The 23,614-nt window shown below is 39.2% G+C and carries 25 protein-coding genes and 1 riboswitch; of the genes, 7 read left to right on the top strand and 18 right to left on the bottom strand.

Features of this window, described 5'->3' with window-relative positions:
* Window positions 1-106: 106 nt before the first annotated feature.
* Together IV84_RS02465 and cbpA are read left to right on the top strand one after the other, a co-directional pair.
* On the top strand, window positions 107-1,498 hold the full coding sequence (locus IV84_RS02465) for a L,D-transpeptidase family protein (protein ID WP_046871616.1): 1,392 nt from the start codon (window positions 107-109) through the stop codon (window positions 1,496-1,498).
* A 132-nt stretch (window positions 1,499-1,630) separates the two neighbouring features.
* Window positions 1,631-2,278, top strand: coding sequence for a cyclic di-AMP binding protein CbpA (gene cbpA / locus IV84_RS02470; protein WP_046871615.1), 648 nt, complete (start codon window positions 1,631-1,633; stop codon window positions 2,276-2,278).
* Between the two features lie 377 nt (window positions 2,279-2,655).
* Here the strand turns inward: cbpA and IV84_RS02475 are convergent, their stop codons facing one another.
* On the bottom strand, window positions 2,656-3,165 hold the full coding sequence (locus tag IV84_RS02475) for a QueT transporter family protein (protein ID WP_046871614.1): 510 nt from the start codon (window positions 3,163-3,165) through the stop codon (window positions 2,656-2,658).
* A gap of 7 nt (window positions 3,166-3,172) precedes the next feature.
* Window positions 3,173-3,217: riboswitch (PreQ1 riboswitch) on the bottom strand.
* A gap of 42 nt (window positions 3,218-3,259) precedes the next feature.
* Here IV84_RS02475 and IV84_RS02480 point away from each other — a divergent pair.
* Window positions 3,260-3,748, top strand: coding sequence for a GNAT family N-acetyltransferase (locus IV84_RS02480; protein WP_046871613.1), 489 nt, complete (start codon window positions 3,260-3,262; stop codon window positions 3,746-3,748).
* On the opposite strand, the gene IV84_RS02485 is transcribed toward IV84_RS02480, so the two are convergent.
* From IV84_RS02485 to IV84_RS02530, 10 genes are all read right to left on the bottom strand, one after another.
* Window positions 3,745-4,110: a DUF488 domain-containing protein gene (locus IV84_RS02485; RefSeq protein ID WP_046871612.1), complete on the bottom strand. Its 366-nt coding sequence runs from the start codon at window positions 4,108-4,110 to the stop codon at window positions 3,745-3,747. The genes IV84_RS02480 and IV84_RS02485 overlap by 4 nt on opposite strands.
* Window positions 4,111-4,194: 84 nt before the next feature.
* The gene (locus IV84_RS02490; RefSeq protein WP_046871611.1) at window positions 4,195-4,566 is read right to left on the bottom strand and encodes a type II toxin-antitoxin system PemK/MazF family toxin; all 372 of its coding nucleotides are present in this window, start codon (window positions 4,564-4,566) and stop codon (window positions 4,195-4,197) included.
* 18 nt (window positions 4,567-4,584) lie between these two features.
* Window positions 4,585-4,857 carry a hypothetical protein gene (locus IV84_RS02495; RefSeq protein WP_141306217.1) on the bottom strand — a complete coding sequence of 91 codons (273 nt, stop codon included), beginning with the start codon at window positions 4,855-4,857 and terminating at the stop codon, window positions 4,585-4,587.
* Window positions 4,858-4,934: 77 nt separating this feature from the next.
* Window positions 4,935-6,062: an alanine racemase gene (gene alr, locus IV84_RS02500; RefSeq protein WP_046871609.1), complete on the bottom strand. Its 1,128-nt coding sequence runs from the start codon at window positions 6,060-6,062 to the stop codon at window positions 4,935-4,937.
* A 6-nt stretch (window positions 6,063-6,068) separates the two neighbouring features.
* Window positions 6,069-6,428, bottom strand: coding sequence for a holo-ACP synthase (gene acpS / locus IV84_RS02505; RefSeq protein WP_046871608.1), 360 nt, complete (start codon window positions 6,426-6,428; stop codon window positions 6,069-6,071).
* Window positions 6,429-6,720: 292 nt separating this feature from the next.
* Window positions 6,721-8,283 carry a degradosome RNA helicase CshA gene (gene cshA, locus IV84_RS02510; protein WP_046871607.1) on the bottom strand — a complete coding sequence of 521 codons (1,563 nt, stop codon included), beginning with the start codon at window positions 8,281-8,283 and terminating at the stop codon, window positions 6,721-6,723.
* A 177-nt stretch (window positions 8,284-8,460) separates the two neighbouring features.
* A complete protein-coding gene (locus IV84_RS02515) occupies window positions 8,461-9,837 on the bottom strand; it encodes a UDP-N-acetylmuramoyl-tripeptide--D-alanyl-D-alanine ligase (protein WP_046871606.1) in 1,377 nt (458 codons plus the stop codon).
* A 180-nt stretch (window positions 9,838-10,017) separates the two neighbouring features.
* Complete coding sequence (locus IV84_RS02520) at window positions 10,018-10,800, bottom strand: hypothetical protein (protein WP_046871605.1); 783 nt, start codon at window positions 10,798-10,800, stop codon at window positions 10,018-10,020.
* 71 nt (window positions 10,801-10,871) lie between these two features.
* Window positions 10,872-11,771: a zinc metalloprotease HtpX gene (htpX, locus tag IV84_RS02525; RefSeq protein WP_046871604.1), complete on the bottom strand. Its 900-nt coding sequence runs from the start codon at window positions 11,769-11,771 to the stop codon at window positions 10,872-10,874.
* Between the two features lie 30 nt (window positions 11,772-11,801).
* Window positions 11,802-12,392 (bottom strand): LemA family protein, encoded by a 591-nt coding sequence (locus IV84_RS02530; protein WP_046871603.1) that lies wholly within the window; start codon window positions 12,390-12,392, stop codon window positions 11,802-11,804.
* Between the two features lie 104 nt (window positions 12,393-12,496).
* Here IV84_RS02530 and IV84_RS02535 point away from each other — a divergent pair, with 104 nt between their 5' ends.
* Window positions 12,497-12,964, top strand: a complete 468-nt coding sequence (locus IV84_RS02535; RefSeq protein WP_056986058.1) for a low molecular weight protein-tyrosine-phosphatase — start codon at window positions 12,497-12,499, stop codon at window positions 12,962-12,964.
* A 44-nt stretch (window positions 12,965-13,008) separates the two neighbouring features.
* Here the strand turns inward: IV84_RS02535 and IV84_RS02540 are convergent, their stop codons facing one another.
* On the bottom strand, window positions 13,009-13,725 hold the full coding sequence (locus tag IV84_RS02540; RefSeq protein WP_046871601.1) for a class A sortase: 717 nt from the start codon (window positions 13,723-13,725) through the stop codon (window positions 13,009-13,011).
* Between the two features lie 89 nt (window positions 13,726-13,814).
* Here IV84_RS02540 and IV84_RS02545 point away from each other — a divergent pair, with 89 nt between their 5' ends.
* The gene (locus IV84_RS02545; protein WP_046871621.1) at window positions 13,815-15,047 is read left to right on the top strand and encodes a multidrug efflux MFS transporter; all 1,233 of its coding nucleotides are present in this window, start codon (window positions 13,815-13,817) and stop codon (window positions 15,045-15,047) included.
* A gap of 114 nt (window positions 15,048-15,161) precedes the next feature.
* Here IV84_RS02545 and IV84_RS02550 read toward each other — a convergent pair whose 3' ends face one another.
* From IV84_RS02550 to IV84_RS02575, 6 genes are all read right to left on the bottom strand, one after another.
* Window positions 15,162-15,419 (bottom strand): type B 50S ribosomal protein L31, encoded by a 258-nt coding sequence (locus IV84_RS02550; RefSeq protein ID WP_056986059.1) that lies wholly within the window; start codon window positions 15,417-15,419, stop codon window positions 15,162-15,164.
* A gap of 108 nt (window positions 15,420-15,527) precedes the next feature.
* Window positions 15,528-16,820 (bottom strand): transcription termination factor Rho, encoded by a 1,293-nt coding sequence (gene rho / locus IV84_RS02555; protein WP_046871599.1) that lies wholly within the window; start codon window positions 16,818-16,820, stop codon window positions 15,528-15,530.
* A gap of 9 nt (window positions 16,821-16,829) precedes the next feature.
* Window positions 16,830-18,110 carry a UDP-N-acetylglucosamine 1-carboxyvinyltransferase gene (locus tag IV84_RS02560; RefSeq protein ID WP_056986060.1) on the bottom strand — a complete coding sequence of 427 codons (1,281 nt, stop codon included), beginning with the start codon at window positions 18,108-18,110 and terminating at the stop codon, window positions 16,830-16,832.
* Window positions 18,111-18,343: 233 nt separating this feature from the next.
* Window positions 18,344-19,945 (bottom strand): CTP synthase, encoded by a 1,602-nt coding sequence (locus tag IV84_RS02565; RefSeq protein ID WP_046871597.1) that lies wholly within the window; start codon window positions 19,943-19,945, stop codon window positions 18,344-18,346.
* A gap of 175 nt (window positions 19,946-20,120) precedes the next feature.
* Entirely contained in the window at window positions 20,121-20,705 is a 585-nt protein-coding gene (gene rpoE, locus IV84_RS02570; RefSeq protein WP_056986061.1) for a DNA-directed RNA polymerase subunit delta, read from the bottom strand.
* 45 nt (window positions 20,706-20,750) lie between these two features.
* Window positions 20,751-21,191 carry a YwiB family protein gene (locus IV84_RS02575; RefSeq protein WP_046871595.1) on the bottom strand — a complete coding sequence of 147 codons (441 nt, stop codon included), beginning with the start codon at window positions 21,189-21,191 and terminating at the stop codon, window positions 20,751-20,753.
* A gap of 227 nt (window positions 21,192-21,418) precedes the next feature.
* Here IV84_RS02575 and IV84_RS02580 point away from each other — a divergent pair, with 227 nt between their 5' ends.
* Together IV84_RS02580 and yidA are read left to right on the top strand one after the other, a co-directional pair.
* Window positions 21,419-22,795, top strand: coding sequence for an HD domain-containing protein (locus IV84_RS02580; protein ID WP_046871594.1), 1,377 nt, complete (start codon window positions 21,419-21,421; stop codon window positions 22,793-22,795).
* Entirely contained in the window at window positions 22,792-23,598 is an 807-nt protein-coding gene (gene yidA, locus IV84_RS02585) for a sugar-phosphatase (protein WP_046871593.1), read from the top strand. Before IV84_RS02580 ends, yidA begins: the two co-directional genes overlap by 4 nt.
* Window positions 23,599-23,614 lie beyond the last annotated feature (16 nt).

Raw genomic sequence — 23,614 nt, forward strand, 5'->3', positions numbered from 1 at the left:
TGCAAATTTTCCAACTTGAATTAAAGTAAAAACCACTATTGTAGTTTTATCACTTTTTTGGTATCTTAAGTTATGGAACTATAAATTAGTGACAAGGAGAAATTAAATGAGACACAAATCTAAACCTTCATGGCGCTTCATTGGCCTCTTTATTATTTTATTAGCAATTATCTACGGAATTGGCGCTTATCACTTTGACTCCAACAATCGTTTTTTACCAAACACTAAAATTGCTGGCGTTAATGTTGGTAACAAAACTGCCCATCAAGCTTCAACGCTGATCAACAAGCAACTTGCTAATCGCAAATTTTCTATTACACAAAATGGCAAGATTCTCACAAGCTTTAATACGAATCAGACTGGATTTACGTTTCACTCTTCTTCTCTAAAATCTGCACTAAATAACCAAACCAGTTGGTCCTGGCCACTGCATCTCGTAAGTAGCGTTGAAGCCAGTAAAACAACAAAGTTTTCTAGCACGACTGTAAATAGCAGCCAATTTAATAAATTAGTTGCTACAGAAACTGCTAAGTTAAATCAGAACCGAACCGCTAGCACACCAGCTTCCCTTAAAGTGAGCAATGGCAAAGTAACGACAACTGATGCGAAACAAGGAAATCAAGTTGATGTAACCAAATTAGCAACCAGTCTCAAAAAAGCTTTAACTAATGGGGCAACTGCCTTAAAGTTAGACTCTTCAGTTTATAAAACAGCGCAAGCTAATTCTTCTGCAAAAACTGCCACTGACGCAAAGCTAGTTAAGGAGATTGTTAACGAAAAAGCGGTTATTAATGTCGGTGGTCATAAAGTCACCATTCCTACATCTGATCTTGCTAAATGGATTACCTATAACAATAATCAAATTTCCCTAAACCAGAGACTTGTGAAGGCTTATGTGACAAAAATAGATAATAAGTACAAAACTTACGGAAAAACAAAGACGTTTAAGAGCACACTCCGAGGTACTGTAAAAGTTAGCGGCGGTTTTTACGGCTGGAGCATCAAAATTGCCGATGAAACAACAGCCCTCACCCAAGAAATTCTTAAAGGCAAAAGTTTTGAACGTGAACCAGTTATTCAAGGAACCGGTTATAATACCAAAAAACAAATTATTGGAAATACCTATGTTGAAGTTGATAAGAAAAATCAAAAAATGTTCATCTATGTAGACGGAAAATTAAAATTAAAAACCAACGTTGTAACTGGTTTGCCACCCAAACAAACCACTACAACTGGTGTTTGGTCCGTATGGGCAAAAAAGCGGAATACAACACTAAGAGGAAACGAGCTTGATGGAACCGCCTATGCATCCAAAGTTAGTTACTGGATGCCAATTGATGATACCGGTATTGGTATTCATGATGCTTCTTGGCAACCAACTTTTGGCGGGACCTGGTATAAAACCCATGGATCAAATGGTTGTGTCAACACACCACCGTCTGTCATGCCTAAAGTTTATAAGCTCGTTGCATTAGGAACCCCAGTTATCGTTTTTTAACGAGATTTCTTAAAAGAATGCGATAGAATAATGAGAACTCTCATTATTTTATCGCACTCTTTTTGAAAACATGCTATTATTAGGTCTGTGAAGATTACTTTTATTTAGTTATTCAGTTGGAGGGATGTTGTTATGCTCTTAAAATCACTTGTTAAACCCAAGGAACGTCTAACCACCATTCGTGAAGACGCAACTTTGGAGGAAGCATTAAAAATTCTTGAGGATTCAGGCTTTCGTTGTGTGCCTATCTTAGATGAAACCCGGCAATTATTCCGCGGGAATATTTATAAAATGCATATTTATCGGCATAAATCACGAGGCGGCGATATGAGCCTACCTGTGACAACGCTATTAAAAAATGCAACCAAATTCATTTCCGTGAACTCAGCATTTTTTAATGTTTTTTTCTCCATCAAAGATTTACCGTACATCACTGTTTTAGATGATAATAATCATTTCTATGGTATTTTAACTCATGCCCGTTTGTTAGACATGTTATCTCAATCATGGAATGTTAACGTCGGCAGTTATGTATTGACCGTTGTTTCCATCGGCGAACGTGGCGATTTAGCTTCAATGGCTAAAATCATCACTAAATATACGTCAATCGCGAGTGTTATGTCATTAGATGCTCAAGGTGGCGAGCTGGTTCACCGAACACTCTTCACATTACCTTCTGGTGTGGGCAAGAAAAAACTTGACCGGATTGTTGATAATCTTGAGCGAAAAGAGTTCCGCGTTCCTGAAATTGAAGATTTACAGTCCTATGATCATATTTAAGAATCAAAAGAGGCTGAGAAAAAATACTTTTCTCAGCCTCTTTTTTATGTTTTCGAACTTTATGTCTAAAACGTGGGGAATAAGGTTATTTAGGCTACCGTCACTCTTACATTTCGAGGTTTAACCGCTTTGTTCCACTCATTATTTTGAGGACAGCTCCGCAAAGCAAACCACAAAATCTAAGTGCACCTCTGGCGGGATTGCGATCCCACCGCCGTCACTCTTATATTTCGAGGTTTAACCGCTTTGTTCCACTCACTCATTTTGAGGACAGCTGCACAAAACAAACCCAATGAAATAAGTGAACCTCACAGCGGGATACGATCCCACTTCCGGTTTCCTTATTTCATTGGGCTTTAACGTTTTGTTCCACTCACTCACTTTTCTTCAATTCGTTGATTAAAGTGCACAAACTTATCTAGATAATACATAATTGGTGCTGTGATAGTCATGATGATTAATTCAGAAACTGCCGTTGTGAAATACGTCCACCAAAATGGTAGATTTAACGTCAGTTTTAACTCTAATGCTACCAAACACATCGATACTGTGAACAAAATGGTGTTTAATGCCATTTTTTGCCACATTTTTGGCAATCTTGGACTTATATATGCCACAATCAATAGTGCTAATAAGGATTGTCCTGTTCCAAAAATAACATTAGGAATTGAATTACCAGGTCCGAACGCATTAAATAACAATACACCCGCGACGATTCCCCAAATATATTTTTTGTTAAAGACAACCAAGTGATTTAGCCCTTCAGAAATTCGAAACTGAATTGCACCAGATGCAAGGTTCAAAATACCAACTAATAATGATAATACAATATACAATGCCGCTACCATTGCATTAATAATCCAGGTTTTCGTCTGATGATTAGTCATTAGAAATACCTCCTTAGTTTTTTTGTGTGGGATAATTGCGAACCACGAACCTTTTTATGATATCATAAAATCATTACTAATTCAGGAGGCTTCTATGAAAAACACATTAATGATCCGGCCTTTTTGTCAATCTGACGCAGAATCGTTATTTAAAATTGAAAACAAAATTTGGACTTCTAACAATACCCCCGTCGACGTTAATTATTCAACGGCCCAGGATTACCTTAAGGATCATTCTAGTAACAATACAATCGTTGCACTCATTAATGATCTTCCGGTAGGTTCAATTGATTACCATCCTGCCTCTTCAAAACCAACATCGAAATACACATGGACATTCGGAATAGGTGTTGATCCTGCCCATCAATCTGACGGGATCGGTGGCAAACTACTGGAACACTTTAAAAAATTTGCCCAGGATTCCGGCGTTCATAAATTACATCTCAGAGCGTTAGGTACAAATCCTGGCGCCATCCGTTTTTATCAAAAACACGGTTTTGAAACCGAAGGAATTTTAAAAGACGAATTTTTCATTAACGGCATTTTTGTGGCAGATTATCAAATGTCCTACTTTTTTGACTAATCTGCAAGTTTAGCTTCAACGTACGTTTTCAAAATAACTGCTTGGTTATGTTTTTCGTCTTTAGCCCCGTACAAAAAAATTACGTCTTGGGTCTGCAGTTGCTTTTTAATCTGTGTCATAAATTCCGTACTAAATTCTGCTGTGTTAAGTTCTGTTTCATACTTTTTGGAAAATTCCTCAAACTTTTTAGGATCATGATCGAACCACTTTCTTAGTTCGGTACTTGGTCCTATTTCTTTTGCCCACCAATCTAACTGAGCGTTAACCTTAGAAATCCCCCGTGGCCATAATCGGTCAACCAAGACACGATATCCCGATAAATCTGCGGGCTTTGTATAAATACGTTCCAACTTAATTTCCATAAAAATACCTCCAAAAAATAAAAAAGATGGCCACCAATAACTCAGTGCCACCTTTTCTTTATATATATGATGTCTTAACAATTTCTATGTATGTTGAACATTCTCAGCCAGGCCGACACTCACTTTTAAGGCTGTATCTACCTCAAGCATTTTGCTAGCAGCCAATTGTCCGACCTGATCTTTAAGTCGTTGTTTATCAATTGTTCGAATTTGTTCTAGCAAAATAACCGAATTTCGTTCAACACCCGTCTCTGCAGCTGTAATTCCAACGTGGGTTGGCATTTTTGGTTTTTGTATTTTAGCAGTAATAGCTGCCACAATCACAGTAGGACTATAGTGGTTACCAATATTGTTTTGGACAATTAAAACAGGGCGCAAACCACCCTGTTCAGACCCAACTACAGGAGACAAGTCAGCATAAAAAATGTCGCCACGTTTAACGTTGGCTTCACTCATTACGTTTGTCACCCCTATTTAATTTCTCAAGAATTCGTTAAAACACTCATCATCGCATGCTTGAAATTCATGCACAATCTGCTCGTTCAAATTAGCCATTTTAGCATAGCCATCAATTAACTCTTGAACGCGATCGAATTGATGATTCGCAAAATAATTTTTTACCATATCATCGGAAACTTCATCCTGACTCACGCCAAATAAATCACAATAAGCCTGTAAGTGACTCACAGTTACATCCTTATTAGTTGCAATATTAGTTACAATCAAATTTTGTTTTTTATTTTCCATGATCAAAACTCCCATCGTCTATCCTCGTGAATTACCATTACTATATCACGTTTTAGCACTAAATGGTAACACTTTTGTTAAGATTTCTCCTCATGAAGATAAATTCGTGGAATTCGTGGAGCAAAACCACATGCAATTTCGTAACTAATGGTATGTGCTGCTTCCGCCACATCTTCCATTTTTATTTCTTGTTCGCCACTCTTACCAACCAGTACCACTTTCGTACCAACTGTATAATCATGGGGTAAACGAATCATCAACTGATCCATACAAATTCTCCCGACAATCTCACAGCTCTGGCCATCTACAAGCACATGAAATCCTTGTAAACAACGCGGGTATCCGTCTGCATAGCCAATTGGTAACGTTCCAATCCATTCATCCTGCTGAGCTGTGTAGGTTGCCCCGTAACCAACTGATCGGCCCTTCTTTAAAAGCTTGGTAAATACTAATTCAGAAGTAACCGCCATAGCTGGTTTTAGTTTATATGGCGTAGAGAGTGCTTTCCCAGATGGATTCATCCCATATAGCGCAATTCCAAATCGAATCATATTTCCTTCACAAACTTTATGCCACAAACTCGTTGCTGAATTGGCAACATGAACATAACGCGGACGTTGAGGCAAAACATCCATAAATGCGTTGAATCGCGAAAGTTGCAATTTAAAATACTGATCATCCGTTTCATCTGCCGTAGCAAAATGAGTAAAAATTCCTTCAAATAAAAACTGATCTGAATGAGTTTGCAGATAATCTAGCGCTGTTTTTAATTCATCTTGATCTTGAAATCCGATCCGACCCATTCCTGTATCCAAAGCCAAATGAACTCGGACTGGTTCATCGCCATGCACAAACGGAGCCGCTTTTTTAAGCCAATCACAACTTCCTACAGCAACGGATATCTTTTGTTCAGCCAACAACTGGGCATATTTTGGTTCCACAATTCCCAGGATCAATATTGGTTGTGTAAAACCAGCCGTCCGTAGTTCGAGTGCTTCGTCCAAAATGGCAACACAAAATCCAGTGGCACCTGCTTCGGATACAAATTTAGCAACTTGGACTAATCCGTGCCCATAACCATCTGCCTTGACCACCGCAAACAAATCACTTTTTCTATCCATTCTCGCCAATTCTTGATGAATATTTTCTCGAATTGCTTGTGCATCAACTTCAATAATTGTTGGACGATGTGTACCTGCATTCATAAAAAATTACCCTTTCTTTTCTAAAATCATTTGGGTCATCACATAGTGCTCGGTATGTGAAATAGAGACGTGTGCAATTCCATCAAAAGGCTGACGCTTAACTTTGGGGCGTCCAGAAGCTTCATCCAAAATCTCAACATCTTGAAATCCAACTCCGGAACCAATTCCAGTGCCAAGTGCTTTACTATATGATTCCTTAGCGGAAAAACGGCCGGCCAAAAATTCACTTGCACGTGTTCCTGTATATTTTTGGTAGACCTTAAGTTCCTGCGGCGTCAAAACACGTTCTGCAAATTTGGGTAACCGTGCTTGCACTTCAGTTACACGATCAATATCGGTCAAATCAATTCCTGTTCCATAAATCATGGGCTCATCTCCAAAGTAAAGTTAACTTTATGTTAACAGATAGAATCAAAAAAGCGGCTAGAATCTTTGAATCACATAGATAGTGTAAGAGATTAAAATTAAAAAACACGCGATCACAAACCTTTTTAAGTGTAAATCGTAACCAATAGAAAGTAAAACTCATCTTACTCAAGGCAAAATGAATTTTTTTCATTTTCGAATTACCCTTTTATAACTACAAAAAAACGATTATCCCACACTCTCATAAAGAGCGTTCAAATAATCGTTTTTTATTTTAAACATCAATTAATTTCTAATTATGTTCGCGAATGGTAAATTTACGATTCGATGAAGAATGACGATTTCCACCGTTATTGCTACCATTACTATTATTCTTCTTGTAATTACCATGGCTACGATCTGATGATTTGCCATAATTATCACGGTTATTACCACGACCGCCACGATAGCTGCTGCTACTGTTGCTACGGCGCTTACCACGATAACCACCGCCACGATGGCCGCCACCACCATGACCCTTGCCGCCCTTATGATTTGGTAATGGGCGTTCAGGTGTGATTTTTACCTTAACTTGGCTTGAATCACTCTTGGTCTCACTATTAAGTAAGGCTGCAGCCAATTGTTCAGGTGTGTATTTCTCAAGCAATTCCTTGGTCTGATCACTGAATTTTTCTTCCTTCGTGCTCTTAACAAGAGTATCAATAGCATCTTCAGCAAGTTTTATACGGCCCTGTAAAGCTTCGTCATCTGTTGGTGGCTTAAGTGGAAGCAAGCGCTTCTTAATAAGCTTTTCAATATCACGAAGATAATCCATTTCCCAAGGAGTTACAAAAGTAACTGAAACACCATGTGCTCCGGCACGGCCTGTACGGCCAATTCGATGGACATAACTGTCAGGATCTTGGGGAATATCATAGTTATAAACATGGGTAACTCCCGAAATATCAAGTCCACGAGCTGCGACATCAGTTGCAACTAAAATACTGATTTGACCATTTCGGAACTTTTGTAAAATACTAGAACGACGTTGTTGGGTAAGATCACCATGAATTCCAGCAGCATTATAGCCACGAGCTTCTAATCCACGGGAAACTTCATCAACACGACGCTTTGTACGACCAAACACCAAAGCTAATTTGGGTGTCTGAACATCCAAAATACGAGTCAACATATCAAATTTTTCAAATTCTTTTGATTTAATATAATATTGATCCACTAAGTCAGTAGTTAATTCTTTTGATTTAACCGTTACTTGTTCTGGATCCGTCATGAACTTAACACCAATCTTTTTCATAGCTGGTGGCATTGTTGCTGAGAACAATAAAGTCTGACGATCGGCTGGTGTTTCGGAAATGATAGATTCGATATCAGGTAAGAATCCCATATCTAACATATCATCAGCTTCGTCCAAAACTAATGTTTGGACGTGCTCCAATTTAACTGTATGACGACGAATATGATCTAATAAACGACCAGGTGTCCCAACAATAATTTGGGGATGGCTCTTTAAATTCTTGATTTGGCGACGAATATCGGCACCACCATATACAACTTGCACTTTAACATGTTTTGCTCTACCTAAACGGTAAAGTTCTTCTTGTGTTTGAATGGCAAGTTCACGCGTTGGTGAAACAACTAATGCTTGTACATTAGGGTCATTTACATCAACATGCTCTAAAATAGGTAAGCCGAATGCGGCTGTTTTTCCCGTTCCTGTTTGGGCCTGACCAATAATATCTTTGCCAGCCAAAACATGGGGAATTGTCTGAGCTTGAATCGGGGTAGGTTCCTCAAAACCACTTTCTTTGATGGTTTTTTGCAAATCATCCGATAACTCAAAATCTGTAAACTTCAAATAAATTTCCTCCTAGTGATATCGTGAAGTGCTTCTGTCAAAATCCAAAAGAAAATCCGTTCTTTTATCTTGCAATTCTGAGAAGTCACTACTATAAACATAACCCTAGTATCATACACCCGTGAATGCAAATAAGCAAACCAGACCAATTGCTCTGATTTGCTTATAACGCTTACTTTATGAGTCTTTCAGGCCTGCTAGAACTTTCTCAAGATGGATCCCGTGACTACCTTTAATCAAGATTTCATCTTGCTTCGTTAAGCGAGCTTGAAGGTCTTTAATTACCTGATCTTCTTGTTCTACTGTATACCAATGAATCTGTTCTTTTTTATATTTTGCTTCTAGTGCCTGGGCTAAGGCTTTCATGTGATTACCGACCAAATAGACCTGTGAAATTAATTTAGGGTCCAAATAATCGGATAAACTAACGTGCATTTCGTCTGATTGCTCACCTAATTCAAGCATATCCCCTAAAACAACCATTCGTTGACCTTCAGTATCCGTATGACTAAAGGAATCCAAAACTTCTTTAGCTGCTGTAGGATTAGAATTATACACATCGCTTAAAATTGCCTCGCCGGCATTTCCTTGCACCCACTCAGTCCGATTATGCGTGATTTGAAAATTACTGAGTGCATCCCCAATTTTTGCAGGATCTACGTGGTAAGCTTTCGCCACCGCAATGGCCGCCAACGCGTTCATCACATTATACTTGCCAATCATCGGAATTCGATATGTTTTGTTAGGAACTAAATTGATCTCAAAGTCGGTGTGATTTTTTGCCAATTGGACATTGCTAGAAAAAAGATTATCAGCCGCACTATCGCCAAATGTGTACTGCTCTTGGTCAACTTGCTTACTTCGTTCCCTTAAGAGGGGCTCGTCACCATTATAAATAAACAAACCATCATCTTTCAAACCGTCCGTAATTTCCATTTTGGCATCCGCAATTTTTTCACGTGTACCAAAGAATTCAATGTGAGCTTCACCAATCATTGTAATGACAGCTGTATCTGGCTGGACCATCTTGCTTAGAAAGTCTAACTGCCCAGGGCGATCCATTCCCATTTCAACAATCACAACTTCAGTATTTGCATTCATATTTAATAATGTCACTGGAACCCCAATGTCATTATTAAAATTAGCTTCAGTTTTAACTACATTATATTCAGTTTCCAACAAGGAAGCGGTCATATCTTTAGTCGTTGTTTTCCCGTTGCTGCCTGTAATGGCAACAACTTTAGGATTGATTTTTCCTAAATAATAAACTGCTAGATTTTGCAATGCTTCCAACGGATCATCCACAACCAAAGCTGGATAATCGGTTGGAACATTCGTGTGGTCTTTTGCCCATAATGTGGCAACCGCCCCGTTTTTGATCGCGGTGTCCGCAAAGTCATGCCCGTCTCGCTGCCCTTGTAATGGAATAAATAGTGAATTTGGTCGTACCTTGCGGCTATCAAACTCAACGTTTGCAATCGTAATTGCCGCCCAATGTTCAGGTACATCTTCAATTCCAATCGCATTGGCAATCTCTGTCAACTGCATTTTCATTTTATCCATACTCCTAATTTTTTGATTTACAACCTTTAAATTATACCACATAATGCTATTTTTCTATTTTTATGCCCACTAAAACAAAAAGAATTAAGGTACTCAGGCCTATTAAACCGGCCAGTATCTTAATTCTAAAACAACAATTTTAATTTTAAACTAAATTCATTAATTGAATCTTTAATAGAATTGATCATCCTCAAATGCGTGAGAATCGGTAATCACTAAATGCCAATGGCCGCTTGTCATGTTGTAACGGAGCACAGCTACCTGTTTAGCCTTATTATATAGTGAAGTGCGACTTCGATAGATAGGTGATTGCCCATTATCCGCCACCACTAAAATTGGAATCCGATATTGTTTTTCCTGTTCAAAAGCCTGATCAAACGCAAAAATAATTCCATTACTCAAAATTGGCGTTAACTGCCGAAGCATTGACTGCGGAATCTCTGCAAAATTATCATACCTTCGAAACATTCGTCGTTCATTAAATGCTAACCGCGTATGCCGAATTAATGAATCATTTAGAACAGGGTAAAAGTTTTTCAACTTTCGATAGTAAACCTTTAAATGTTTACTTCCTAAAGAAAGAAAAACAAATTCATTTTGTAATTTATATGAAAATGGCGTCGTATAATGCGTATGCATATGTCCCAAAAATAACAATTCAGCAATTTCTTCCGGTAACAATTCTTCCAAACCCTCTGCATGAGAGTAGTCCAACCAGCTAACATGCTCCGCTTTAGGATTGGTTAGATATTTACGGATATTAAAAGTCCCACTAATCGTATTTAGTTGGGTATGCGGTTCAACACTTAAATTATCGTTGATCGGCGTGTTCAACAGCAAAATATGCGTAGGTATTCTTGGAATGCCACGTAAGAAATCTTCAACACTTAGTCCTCTTGAGTAAATTAAATTTGCAATCGGCTCCAAATGGATATAAACGAAATCATCCCGCATGATCTTAATAGCTCACTTTCAATGAATTATCTGTTCATATTATTATTGTACGCCCAATTTCATCAAATGGCTTACATCTTCTTTAGCCTTTCGATGCGATCCTCAATTGGCGGATGGGTATCAAACAAATGAGAAAAACCTTTTTTCCTTTTTAACGGATCAGAAATATACAAAGCGGAACTAGTCGGATCCGCCTCTTTCATAGGATCGCTTGACGAAATCTTTTCTAACGCCGTAATTAGCCCCTGTGGATTACGGGTAAGTTCAACACTCGACGCATCCGCTAAATATTCACGGTTTCGTGATAAGGCCATTTGGGCAATCGAAGCAGCCAACGGTCCCAAAATAATTAACACAATTGAGGCAATCAACAACACAATCTGCATATTGCCGCCTTCTGAATTGTTGTTATTGCTTCGCCGTCTGCCACCGCCCCACCAAAAAGAACGCATTCCAATATTGACCAACATTGAAATTGCCGCAGATAGCGCCAAGGCAATCGTTTGTAATCGAATATCGTAATTACGAATATGAGAAATTTCGTGACCTAAAACGCCCTCCAACTCTTCACGATTCAGTCGTTTCATAATGCCACTCGTTACAGCCACTGATGCATGCTTGGGATCATTCCCGGTCGCAAACGCATTAGGACTTTCATCATCTATAATGTATACCTTTGGCATTGGAACTTTCCCAACCATCGCCATATCTTCGACAATGTGCCAAAGTTCTGGTTGATCGGCTTCGCTAACCTCGTGGGCGTGATTCATCCGCATTACGACTGAAGTAGACTGTGAAATCATAAGCCCCATATAAACTGCAGCAACCACAGCAGCCATTACTATTCCCGAGATGGCACTATCATAGAATACATATCCTAAGGCACCACCAATAAAAAGGACCAGTAGACTAAATCCAATCATTACATAAACAGTTCGTCGCTTGTTTCGCGCAATTTGTTCAAACAGCATCATTCATCACTCCCCGTTAGCCAACCGATTCTATAAATCTTCGTATTTTTTAAATGACACTTTTGGTGTTTTTGTCTCTTCTTTTGGTACTTCTAGATAGGTAGCAGCTTTGAATTTTGTCATACTGGCCACCAAATTACTTGGGAACGTTTGTAACTTCATGTTGTAACTAGCCACACTTGAGTTATACAGCTGACGTGAATACGCAATTTTATTTTCTGTATTCGTTAGTTCTTCCATTAGCTTAGAAAACTCTGCACTGGCCTTTAAGTCTGGATAGTTTTCAGATAACGCAAACACACTCTTTAACTGCCCACTTAATTGGTCAGATAATGCCATGGTCTGTGCCCGCTCTGCGTCAGTGGTCTGAGGCTTATCCGTTGCAGAAACAAGCTGGTTTCGTAATTCAACTACCTTAGTAAAGGTACTTTTTTCATACGATGCATATCCCTGAACGGTTGAAACTAAATTGGGAATCAGATCATTCCGGCGTTTAAGTTGCACATTAATTTGACTCCATGATTCTTGCGTATAAGTTCTGGCCTTAACTAGGTTGTTATATAATAGAATATACAATCCGATTAAAAGGACCACAACGACTGCGATTATTATCCCTGTCATATGAATTCTCCTCTACGATTTGATAACTTGATGATACCAGACCACTGCTGCTTTATAAAGCATTAGGGTGGGAATTCAAACAATATTTAGAAATAGGTGATCTTATGGAAAAAATTTTATTTGTGTGTCTCGGCAATATTTGCCGTTCACCAATGGCAGAAGCCCTCTTTCAGCAAAAAATTAATCAAGCAAACTTGACTAACCAGTTTTCAGCTGATTCAGCCGGAACCAGTGATTGGGAAGAAGGCAATCCGCCTCACGCTCAAACTTTAGCTGTCCTTCAAAAACACCACGTTGATCCTAAAGGTCTAATTTCACGTCCCGTCACCACTAGCGACTTCCAAACATTTGATTGGTTAATCGGAATGGATCATCAAAATATTTTAGATCTCAAAAATCTTGCGCCGGCAGCTTCCACTGCGAAGATCAAATTGTTCATGTCCGTTTCTTCTAAAAAACCAAATACAGACGTCCCAGATCCCTGGTACACGCATAAATTCGAAGCAGCCTATCAACAAATTTCGGCTGGCGTTGATGACTGGATAAAATTTTTAACTTCTCAGTCCAAGTAAAAAGGCCTAACAATTTTTGTCAGGCCTTTGCACTCTAGAAAGCATTACTTATTATTAAAGTTTTTTGTAAAGCCCTTCTGAATTTTTTCAGGAGCTTTTTTATATGGCACTGAACCTTCATATTTACCACGAATCATTAATCGATTGGCTCCGGTTGCATCACACGTAATCAATGTGATCAATTTCTTGTTTGGCACATTATTGATAACATCCACCCGAGTCGCGGCAATAAACTTCCGTTCCGTTGCCTTATAACTATAAATCCGTTTAAGATCAGTTACATAGATCATCATTCCTGGCCGCATCTTCCAATATAACGGACTGAACAAAATATCTTTACGTACCATATGATGACCTGCCAAGGCGTAATTGCCTTGACCCATCTTCATATTGGCTTTTAAGGTAGCTGCCGTCAAAGCCAAATTTTCATTGGTTATCCCGTTTGTAATCTGGAGGTTTAACTTTACCTTTGGGATACTTATCTCGCCCACTACGTCCAATTTTGAGGCATTGGTGCGGGCTTTAGCCACTGTTTGAAAATCTAGTGATTTAACACTTTGAAAATCATAACTGGCTTTCTTCTTTTTATTTTTTGCAATTGACTGTTGCGTAACCTGTGGTTTGTATGAATCAACCAGCCAGTCCTTAATTTGGGCATTAAAAATTAACGCCAAACTCACAAGTAATAAAAGAAAAACTAAAATGGTGGCTAGCCATCTTCCAAACTTAGATGTTTTTTTTGAAGTAGATTTTTTTGACATGTGTATCTCCTTGTCACTTAAATAGTGGTATTCTAATAAATATGGTTTTACTGATTCATTTATAATCTTAGAAAGGGTGTCAAACTGTGATTTCTAAAATAACAAATTTCTTTTCAAAAAAACGCGCCCCGTGGGAGCAAAACTTAATTGTCCTGTGGTTTGGCACTTTCATGGCAGGAATGGCTTTTAGTGAAGTCATGCCTTTTCTGTCTTTATACGTCGATACCCTTGGGCAATTCAGTAAGCAACAACTTACATTTTACAGTGGTATTACATATTCCGCAACCTATTTAGTAACCGCCTTGGTTTCGCCAATCTGGGGAAGACTAGCAGATTCAAAAGGACGTAAGTTAATGATTCTGCGCGCCTCACTTGGGATGGCATTTGTGCTTGGGGCGATGGGCTTTGTCCAAAACGTCTGGCAACTCATTGCCCTCCGAATGCTTCAGGGAGTCTTTTCCGGATATATTAGTAATTCTAATGCACTTTTAGCTACCGAAACGCCGAAAGAAAAAAGCGGGTTGGCACTTGGAACCCTCTCAACAGGTTATGTCAGCGGTAATCTAATTGGTCCCTTGCTTGGAGGTGCTTTAGCTGAGTTCTTCTCGTATCGCGTAACCTTCTTTATTACCGGCGGGCTTTTACTGATTGTGTTTTTCCTCAGTTACTTCTTTGTTCATGAGCATTTTCATCCGGTAAAACGGGCCAAACCTTTGTCGACAAAAGAAGTTATCGGTAAACTAGAAAATCCCAAAATTGTGTTTGGTATGTTTATAACTACCATGATCATCCAAGCTTCGAATAATTCGATCACCCCCATTTTAAGTTTATATGTCCGCCAATTGATGCACAATATCGGCCCAGTCACCTTAGTTGCCGGCGTAATTGCAGCAATTCCGGGAATTGCAACACTGTTCTCGGCTCCTCGTTTGGGTGAGGTTGGTGATCGCATCGGCACTGAAAAGATTTTGTCGATTGGCTTCATTTTTGCGATCTGTATGTATATTCCGATGGCATTTGTCCATTCCGTTTGGTTATTGGGATTTTTCCGTTTCATGGTTGGTATCTCTGATGGCGCTATGTTACCCGCCGTTCAGGCCATTCTTTCCAAGCGATCGCCTGCCGAAGTTACCGGCCGAGTATTTAGTTGGAACCAATCTTTCCAAGCACTAGGCAACATGTCCGGACCCTTAATTGGATCGGCAGTTTCTGGCGCCTTTGATTACGGATCAGTTTTCATCTCTACTTCCATCCTAGTCGCTATAAACTTTATCCTTGTCCAAATAAACACACATTCTGATCGCCATGCACGTGCAAACTAAAAAATCCAGCTTTCCCCTAGCAGTAGAACTGCTATTGAGAGAAAGCTGGATTTTTTAATATAATAAAAAAGCGCAAGCCAACATTGCTGTGACTTGAGCTTTTCAAATTTATGCTTACTTTTTGTCTTCTGTAAGACCGTATTTCTTGCTGAAACGATCGACAGTTCCATCGACTTGGTTGAACTTCTGACGACCTGTGTAGAATGGGTGAGAATCAGATGAAATTTCAACACGAACTAATGGATATTCTTTACCATCGTCCATCTTAATGGTTTCTGCAGAATTCTTTGTTGAACCGGAAATAAATTTAAAACCAGTTGTTGAATCCTGAAATACGACATCGTGATAATCTGGATGAATTCCTTTTTTCATTGTTAGTACACTCCTTTGCCATGAGTCATTTACTGAGACATAGTTATTTTTCATAATTAATCAACGTTCATTATAATATCATGAATATCTGTTATACGCAAACCAATTTTACCGAGATTGGCGATTTCGTCCCGCAGATTTGAACTTAACATTTTTAATATCACGCAAAAATTCTTTGTCATTTTTGGTGTTACGTAAAAATTGTAACAATTGCTCTGTGGTTTCCAGTGAATCGCCAACCATTGCCCGTCGAATGCGCCAAACTTCGTCCAAAGTACTTTGTGGCAGTAAAAGCTCTTCTTTTCGAGTTCCTGATTGTTTGATATCTAGAGCTGGGAAAACCCGTCGTTCTGCAAGTTCCCGCGATAATGTTAATTCTGAGTTACCTGTTCCCTTAAATTCTTCATAAATGACATCATCTAATCGACTGCCCGTTTCTACCAAAGTAGTCCCCAGGATGGTTAAACTACCACCCTCCTCAATATTACGAGCGGCACCAAAGAATTTTTTAGGCTTGTAAAAAGCAGCTGGATCAATCCCACCTGATAAAGTTCGTCCACTCGGTGGAATCACCAAATTGTAAGCACGTGTTAACCGAGTGATGGAATCTAACAAGATCACAACGTCTTCTTTGTCCTCTACCAAACGAAGTGCCCGTTCTAAAACTAGCTCCGAAACCTTGATATGATTTTTGGGTTCTTTATCAAAAGTAGACGATACCACTTCGCCTTTAATTGAACGTTCCAAGTCAGTAACTTCTTCGGGCCGTTCATCAATCAACAACACAATGAGTTTAACCTTAGGATAATTGGTTGCAATTCCATTGGCAATCGCCTTTAAAAGAGTTGTCTTTCCTGCTTTAGGTGGAGCTACAATTAATCCCCGCTGGCCAAATCCAATCGGCGTAAAAATATCAACTAAGCGCGTTGATAATACATCAGTGGTTGTTTCCAATTTAATTTGTTGTTTTGGATAAACCGGGGTTAAAGCTGGAAAATGTGGTCTTTGCTTTGCTTCTTCAGGATTTTTTCCGTTAACCTGATCCACATGCATCAAACCGTAGTAACGCTCGGAAGGCTTAGGATGCCTTGCTTTCCCTGTTACTAAATCGCCATTACGGAGCCCAAATCTAGTGATCTGAGATGCTGAAATGTATATATCTTCTTGAGATGGACCATAATTGATCGGCCTTAAGAAACCAAAGCCTTCTTGGGAAACAATATCCAAGACGCCTTCCATTTCCACAAAATCTTGTTCTTTAGCCTGGGCACGAACAATGGCAAGTGCTAACTCAGCCTTGTTCATTTGTCCATAATACGGGATCTTAAACTGGCGAGCAAAACTATAAATCTGTTTGAGCGTCATATTTTGTAATTCCGCCATCGTTAAAAAATCGCTCATAGTTTACCTCTATTTTACTTTTTCTGTTTCGTCACTCACAATTTTAATATCGGCACCTAATTGCTTTAATTTATAGACAATCCGATCATAACCGCGAAGAATATTTTCTGCTTTTTGGATAATTGTTGTCCCATTTGCCATAAGTCCAGCAATCATTAATGCGGCACCAGCACGAATCTCTCCTGCTTCAACCGTTGCGCCATGCAACTCATCGGTATGATCGACAATAATAATATCATTTTCAACCCGGACGTTAGCTCCCATTTTCTGGAGCTGAGAAATATGTTTAATTCGTTTAGGATAAATACTATCAATAATCACGCTGCTTCCGTCAGCCTTCATCAGCGCGGGGGTAATTGGTTGTTGTAAATCGGTGGCAAAACCAGGAAATGGATTTGTTTTAATTTCAATTGGATGCAGATTCTTCGTTTTTGGAACATAAATACTATCATCGCCAACTTGTAAATCAACACCCAATTCAAGAAGTTTCGAGTTAAAGGATTCCAAATGCTCTGGAATAATGTTATTGATTTGAATGCCATCACCAACTGAGGCTGCTAATGACAAATAAGTCCCAGCTTCAATACGATCTGGAATAATGGTATGCGTCGCGTTACTTCGAAGACTGTCCACGCCTTCAATCCGGATCACATCAGTCCCTGCTCCCCGAATTTTAGCGCCCAAACTATTCAAGAAGGACACCAGGTCAATGATTTCAGGCTCACGAGCCGCATTTTCAATGGTTGTTTGTCCATGTGCCTTAACAGCTGCTAAAGTCACATTGATCGTCGCTCCTACTGACACAACGTCTAAGAAAATATGGGCTCCATGTAATTCATGCGTATCGGTCGTAATGTAGACAGAATCATTTTTTTCGTTAACCGTGGCTCCTAAAGCTTTGAACCCTTTAATGTGTTGATCAATTGGACGAGACCCAATGTTATCACCACCGGGAAAACTTACCGTGGCTCGTTTAAAACGACCAAGCAGTGCACCCATAAAGTAATAGGAAGCACGCAAACTTTTAATTGCCCTACTAGGTAAGGCACTTTCAATTATATTAGTTGGATCAATTTCCATGACACCATCTTTAAACGTTGAGTGGACATTCATAGATTCTAAAATAATCATCAAATTATGAACGTCCAAGATGTCAGGAACAGAGTCTAGGCGGACAGGGGTATCGGCTAAAATTGCAGCTGGAATTAACGCCACTGTGCTATTTTTTGCACCGCCGATTGTTACCTCACCGGAAAGTTGTCGTCCGCCTCGGATTACCATTTTTTTCATGTGTACTTTCCTCACTTATAAACATCCTAATAATGTACAGTCAATTCTAATCATAAATAATCTATATGAAAAAAACAACCATGAATTTAAATAAATTCCCATGTAAACCCGTACAAGGGTCGTTTTGCCCATATAACTTATTCTTGATTAACTTATTGGTAATCTTCATCCATATAAAATAAAAAAATAGCAAATGAAATCGAAAAAATTCATCTGCTACTTTCAATTTTATTTTATTGTTCGTCAGCGGCTTCAATAAATGCTTTGAATAATCCTTCTGGACGTTGTGGACGTGATAAAAATTCCGGATGATATTGAGAAGCCACAAAGAATTTATTTTCAGGCAACTCAATAACTTCTACCAAATGATTATCAGGTGATGTTCCAGAAAATACCAATCCATGTTCCTGCATGGCATCCCGATATTCATTATTAAACTCATAACGATGACGGTGACGTTCTTGAATAACATCTTGATTATCATAAGCCTTTGCTGCTACAGAACCGGGCTTCAATTTGCAAGGATAAAGTCCCAAACGTTGGGTACCACCCATGTCGTGCACATCTTCTTGATCAGCCATTAAATCAATAATGTTGTGCTTAGTATCTTTATTCATTTCTGTAGAGTTAGCGTCTTTGTAGCCCAACACATTCCGTGCGAATTCTACTGAAGCCATCTGCATTCCTAAACAAATTCCTAAGAATGGGAGATCATTTTCACGCGCATATTGAATGGCCGTAATCATCCCTTCAATTCCACGATCACCAAATCCACCTGGCACAATGAGGCCATCAACATCGCCTAAAATTTCACCAACATTTTCCGGTGTAATTTTTTCCGAATCTAATTTTTTGATTTCAATTCTTGCATTTACAGGATATCCGGCATGTTTTAATGCTTCTGAAACAGAAATATAAGCATCTTGTAAGGCAACATATTTACCAACCAAGGCAATCTTAAGTGTATGATCAAGCCCATTACGGACATGTTCGGTCATTTTCCGCCAATCTTCCATGTCAGCCTGTGGTGTATCCAAACCAAAATGATCCATGATAATTTGATCCATTCCTTGAGCCTGAAGATTCAAAGGAATTTGATAAAGATTGTCCACATCCCGAGATTCAATAACTGCTTCTGGATCAACATCACAGAACAAAGCAATTTTATTGCGCATTGCTTGAGTGATGGGCTTTTCAGTCCGCACAACCAAAATATTTGGTTGAATTCCCACGCCCCGTAATTCTTTAACACTGTGTTGGGTGGGTTTAGTTTTCATTTCACCAGCTGCACGCAGATATGGAATCAGGGTTGTATGAACATAAACCACGTTCTCTGAACCTACTTCACTCTTCATTTGACGTAAAGCTTCCAAGAATGGTAATGATTCAATATCACCAACTGTCCCGCCAATTTCAGTAATCACAATATCTGAATCGGTAACGGTTCCGGCCCGCATGATTTTCTCTTTAATTGTATCTGTGATATGGGGAATGACTTGAACTGTAGCACCCAAGTAATCGCCATGACGTTCCTTTTTTAAAACCTCAGAATAAATTTTTCCAGTGGTCACATTGGAATACTTATTTAAATCATTATCAATAAACCGTTCATAATGACCTAAATCAAGATCCGTTTCCGTGCCATCATCTGTAACAAACACTTCTCCATGTTGATAAGGACTCATCGTTCCAGGATCCACATTAATGTATGGATCAAACTTCTGGATGGTCACTTTCAAACCACGATTCTTAAGTAAACGGCCGAGAGAAGCTGCAACGATTCCTTTACCAAGTGAAGAAACAACACCGCCGGTAACAAAAATATATTTGGTCATTTTCTAACTCCTTTGAGGTTTTTTAAGGGACATTCAAAAAATAATAAAAAAGCTCCCTATCCATTTGGAATAGGGAGCACAATCTAAAATCCGTACTGTTGGCTTTGCACACAGCAAAGCGCCCAATAAAGATAATACAAGGTAACTAAGATAATGTCAAGCCTTACAAACAGACTTATTCGTCATCATCGGAATCATCGTCATCAAGCTCTGAAAGTTGGCCTTCAATGCCATCTGGCAAATCATCGTCAGGTAAATCATCATTATCGTCATCATCTTTTGAGGTGTCTGTATAATCATCGTTGTTCGCAGTCGCATCAAAGTCATCGTCGTCGTTTCCGGCCACAACATCGTCATCATCTTCTGGATCATCGGCATCATAATCAATCACATCATCGTCGTCAGCAGCATCAGCTAAGAAAGCATTAACCTTCTTACGCTTCTTTTTCTTAGGACGATCATCATCTTCATCATCTTCAGTATGAATAACAGCCTCATCAATGGATTCAAAGGGATACCAAGTACGTAAGCCCCAACTATTATCCCCCAAAGAAATAAAGCTACCATCAGTGTTTAAATCAGTATAAAATTGTGACAAACGTTCACGGAATTCTTCATCAGTTTTGCCAAGATACTGTTGAACTTCATTGGCGAGATCCACGAAAGCCATGGAATCACCGTGTTGCGCAAGAATTTCATGGGCAACCTCAATTAATGAGAGTTCTGTTTTGTCTTGTCCATCAAAAATTTTCAAGTCCAAAATGGTACACGTCCTTTCAACAGTCTACTCTCCATGATACATTACTTAAGCCGTAAATTGCAATCTAATTTTATAGTCTCCTAATAAACTTTCACCGGCAAACAATTGATAATTTACATTTACAGTTCCTGAAATTGGTTGATCACGCATACGGACCTCTAAAAATGGCGTTACCGTATCTACTGGTAATATCCCATATGGCGTGCGGTAGCGAGCCTGAATTCGTTTACCATTACTAAAACGCAACCGTAATTTATTTTCACCGGATCTAGTTAGTAACACGTCGCCTTCATTATCAATTTTCATCGTGACTGGCACTGGTTCCTTTGTGTGCTCATCTGTTTCCTGGTAACGTAAATAAACTGAGTCACCCATTTGAAATAGTTGACCGTCTTCATCAAAGGTAAAATGAGATTGTTCACCTTCTTGTGTAATATACGTATCCAGGTGAATGGCGATTGGCACGCCAGTATTTAATTCATCCATCAAAGTCAGCACCCCTTTTCAAAAAACATCTTCCTTATAGTATAAACCAATATGCGTCATTCATCATAGTGTTTTGGTTCAGTAATTTACTTATGAATACAAAACAAAACCAACTTCTTTTTTATTGGTGGTTAGGGAACGAACATATCCGCTTAACATCAACCAATGGGCAAATCTTTGTTATACTAGTTAGTAACAAATGATTTAATGAAGGGAAGCTTGTTTTCATGGATTATCGCAATCAAATGTTACCAATGGAAAAAGTGTTTCGAGATCCGGTTCATGATTATGTGTATGTTCAAAACCAAGTTATTTTAGATTTAATTAACACAAAGGAATTTCAGCGGTTACGGCGCATTCATCAATTGGGTACGACTTCACTTGTGTTCCATGGCGCTGAGCATACCCGCTTTTCGCACTCCTTAGGCTGTTACGAAGTAGCGCGCAGAATTTGTGATAATTTTGAACGCAACTATCCGACAAAAACACCAGGTGATGGCCTTTGGGACAACTCCGAACGGTTAGTCACCCTTTGTGCGGCCCTTCTTCATGATATCGGTCATGGTGCGTATTCTCATACTTTCGAGCACATTTTTCATACGGATCACGAATGGTATACAGAACAAATTATCACCAGCCCAGAAACTGAAGTAAACAAGGTTTTGCGACGCGTTTCACCTAAATTTCCGGATGAAGTTGCCAGTGTGATTTCACATAAATATCCAAATCCTCAAGTTGTCCAAATGATTTCTAGCCAAATTGATGCTGATCGAATGGATTATCTGCTTCGAGATTCTTACTATACCGGTACCAATTATGGCACGTTTGATTTAACTCGAATTTTACGGGTCATGCGTCCATATAAGGGTGGTATTGCCTTTTCAATCAGCGGCATTCATGCGGTCGAAGATTTCATTGTCAGCCGGTTTCAAATGTACTTACAGGTTTATTTTCATCCCGTTTCACGCTCGATGGAAATGATTTTAAGTCATTTGTTGCAACGCGCAAATGAAATTTACGGTGGCAATCAAAAAGATGCCGATAAGCAACGAAATTTTGTCCCTTATTTCTTGCTTCCATTCTTTGATCACACAGCAACCGTTACCGATTATTTGCGCTTAGACGACGGCGTTTTAAATACTTACTTCCAACAATGGGAAGACGATCAAGATCCCGTCTTGAATGATTTATCGAAACGCTTTTTAAACCGCATTCCACTCAAATCAGTCCGATTTACACATGAAACCGAATATTTATTACCAGAATTACGCAATCTAATTGAAAAAGCTGGTTTCAATAGTACGTATTACACGGCGGTCAATGATAGTTACGATCTCCCTTACGATGCGTACGATCCCAGCACCAGCAAACCACGAACCCAAATTGAGCTCATGCAACACGATGGCACTTTAGTCGAATTATCCACCGCTAGTGCCCTAGTAGCTGCAATTACCGGTCGTGTTTCCGGAGATCAGCGATTCTTCTTCCCTAAAAAGATGCTTTCTCAAGATGCCGGCGAACTATTCCATCCGCTTTACCAAGAATTTCAGTCTTACATTAAAAATGGCGTGCTTATGGACGCAAAGGAGGGCCATCTTTCATGATTAAACTAATTGCCATTGACTTAGATGGCACGCTTTTAACAGACGACAAACACATTGCCGCAGAAACAGTTACGGCCATCAAACAGGCCAGCCAATCAGGTGTTAAAGTCGTTTTGTGCTCCGGTCGTCCCCTTACCGGCGTGGCTGAGCACCTCCACACACTTGGTCTTTCCGGTAATGATCAGTATGTCATCACCTTTAATGGTGCTTTAGTGCAGACTATTGAAGGTCGTGTCCTGATTCATCACACGCTAAATTATAATGACTACACAGATTTAGAAGCCTTAAGCCGGAAATTGCATAACCATTTTCATGTTGAAACAGAAAATCACATTTACACTGCAAATAAAAATATTAGTCCTTATACGATTGGCGAAAGTTTTTATGTACGCATGGCCATCCGTTATCGGGCGGTTGGCGATATGCCGGCTAATTTTAAAATTTCTAAAGGTATGTTTATTGACCCACCCGAAAAAATTACGGAACTTCGAAAAAAAATTCCACAAACATTTTTAGATAAGTACTACTTTGTTCAAAGTGAACCTTATTTTCTAGAGGTATTGAACAAGTCTGCCAGCAAAGGCAACGCATTGAAAGGTCTAACTAAGCGCCTAAATTTGCTGCCAGAAAATGTCATGGCCATCGGTGATCAGGGCAATGATTTATCCATGTTACAATTTGCCGGTACTCCTGTTGCCATGGGAAATGCCATCCCTGAAGCTAAAAAACTGGCTACATTTATCACGAGTACCAATGAAGAAAACGGCGTCGCAAAAGCAATTCAAAAATTCGTTTTAGATTAAAAATTACCAATAAAGG

Source organism: Pediococcus damnosus (assembly GCF_001437255.1).
Classification (GTDB): Bacteria; Bacillota; Bacilli; order Lactobacillales; family Lactobacillaceae; genus Pediococcus; species Pediococcus damnosus.

Coding starts and splice junctions, on each gene's coding strand:
- IV84_RS02465 (WP_046871616.1), top strand. CDS start 107: ATGAGACACAAATCTAAACCTTCATGGCGCTTCATTGGCCTCTTTATT.
- cbpA (WP_046871615.1), top strand. CDS start 1,631: ATGCTCTTAAAATCACTTGTTAAACCCAAGGAACGTCTAACCACCATT.
- IV84_RS02475 (WP_046871614.1), bottom strand. CDS start 3,165: ATGACTAATCATCAGACGAAAACCTGGATTATTAATGCAATGGTAGCG.
- IV84_RS02480 (WP_046871613.1), top strand. CDS start 3,260: ATGAAAAACACATTAATGATCCGGCCTTTTTGTCAATCTGACGCAGAA.
- IV84_RS02485 (WP_046871612.1), bottom strand. CDS start 4,110: ATGGAAATTAAGTTGGAACGTATTTATACAAAGCCCGCAGATTTATCG.
- IV84_RS02490 (WP_046871611.1), bottom strand. CDS start 4,566: ATGAGTGAAGCCAACGTTAAACGTGGCGACATTTTTTATGCTGACTTG.
- IV84_RS02495 (WP_141306217.1), bottom strand. CDS start 4,857: ATGGAAAATAAAAAACAAAATTTGATTGTAACTAATATTGCAACTAAT.
- alr (WP_046871609.1), bottom strand. CDS start 6,062: ATGAATGCAGGTACACATCGTCCAACAATTATTGAAGTTGATGCACAA.
- acpS (WP_046871608.1), bottom strand. CDS start 6,428: ATGATTTATGGAACAGGAATTGATTTGACCGATATTGATCGTGTAACT.
- IV84_RS02515 (WP_046871606.1), bottom strand. CDS start 9,837: ATGAAAATGCAGTTGACAGAGATTGCCAATGCGATTGGAATTGAAGAT.
- IV84_RS02520 (WP_046871605.1), bottom strand. CDS start 10,800: ATGCGGGATGATTTCGTTTATATCCATTTGGAGCCGATTGCAAATTTA.
- htpX (WP_046871604.1), bottom strand. CDS start 11,771: ATGCTGTTTGAACAAATTGCGCGAAACAAGCGACGAACTGTTTATGTA.
- IV84_RS02530 (WP_046871603.1), bottom strand. CDS start 12,392: ATGACAGGGATAATAATCGCAGTCGTTGTGGTCCTTTTAATCGGATTG.
- IV84_RS02535 (WP_056986058.1), top strand. CDS start 12,497: ATGGAAAAAATTTTATTTGTGTGTCTCGGCAATATTTGCCGTTCACCA.
- IV84_RS02540 (WP_046871601.1), bottom strand. CDS start 13,725: ATGTCAAAAAAATCTACTTCAAAAAAAACATCTAAGTTTGGAAGATGG.
- IV84_RS02550 (WP_056986059.1), bottom strand. CDS start 15,419: ATGAAAAAAGGAATTCATCCAGATTATCACGATGTCGTATTTCAGGAT.
- rho (WP_046871599.1), bottom strand. CDS start 16,820: ATGAGCGATTTTTTAACGATGGCGGAATTACAAAATATGACGCTCAAA.
- IV84_RS02560 (WP_056986060.1), bottom strand. CDS start 18,110: ATGAAAAAAATGGTAATCCGAGGCGGACGACAACTTTCCGGTGAGGTA.
- IV84_RS02565 (WP_046871597.1), bottom strand. CDS start 19,945: ATGACCAAATATATTTTTGTTACCGGCGGTGTTGTTTCTTCACTTGGT.
- IV84_RS02575 (WP_046871595.1), bottom strand. CDS start 21,191: ATGGATGAATTAAATACTGGCGTGCCAATCGCCATTCACCTGGATACG.
- IV84_RS02580 (WP_046871594.1), top strand. CDS start 21,419: ATGGATTATCGCAATCAAATGTTACCAATGGAAAAAGTGTTTCGAGAT.
- yidA (WP_046871593.1), top strand. CDS start 22,792: ATGATTAAACTAATTGCCATTGACTTAGATGGCACGCTTTTAACAGAC.